Origin of the sequence: Pseudoalteromonas sp. GABNS16E, from assembly GCF_028598715.1 — a bacterium.
GTDB classification, from domain to species: domain Bacteria; phylum Pseudomonadota; class Gammaproteobacteria; order Enterobacterales; family Alteromonadaceae; genus Pseudoalteromonas; species Pseudoalteromonas atlantica.
The window spans coordinates 1-558 of sequence record NZ_JAQREZ010000159.1 but is presented as its reverse complement, the minus strand read 5'-3'; the positions used below and the strand labels follow the sequence as shown (position 1 = coordinate 558).

Genomic DNA, 558 nt, shown 5'->3' with positions numbered 1-558 from the left:
TGTAGATACCATCTCTCATTTTAAGCTTCAAGGTCGTACTTAACTTTCTTGGAGCTTAAACTCTTCTTGGTTTTTTATTACACCAAAACATATATGAATGAGCTTTCTCATATTCGCACATACAGCTTGCATCGGTGTTTTACCGTTATTTATTAATGTTAACTTGTGTCGTTTTATTCTTTTATTCCATTGCCCAGCGACAATGGCTGCCATGTAGAGTTTACAGCGAATTCTGGCTGGCCCAAGTTTACTGATTGTTGTTCGCCCTTTTAATTTACCCGATTCATTGTGCCGTGGGATTAATCCACAATAAGCTGCTGCTTCTTTGGCTTTATTAAACTTTTTAGCCGCAAACAAATATGTCAGCTCTCTCGATAATACATGCCCAATGCCAGGTATAGACTCTAGTAGTTTCCTGTTTCTTTTTAAACCAGGCTCATTATCTATGTGGTTATCAATATCAGATTTAAGCTGTTTAATTTCGTCATCTAAAAACGCGATAGTCACTTTTATCGATTGGCAAACACGTGCTGAAACGTTGCTAAATTCATTTGCATC

1 protein-coding gene is annotated in these 558 nt (G+C 37.1%); it reads right to left on the bottom strand.

The features are described 5' to 3' along the window. Positions 1-39: 39 nt before the first annotated feature. Positions 40-558 (bottom strand): transposase (locus PSI06_RS21105; RefSeq protein WP_273604828.1); only part of this gene is annotated, 519 nt, incomplete at its 5' end.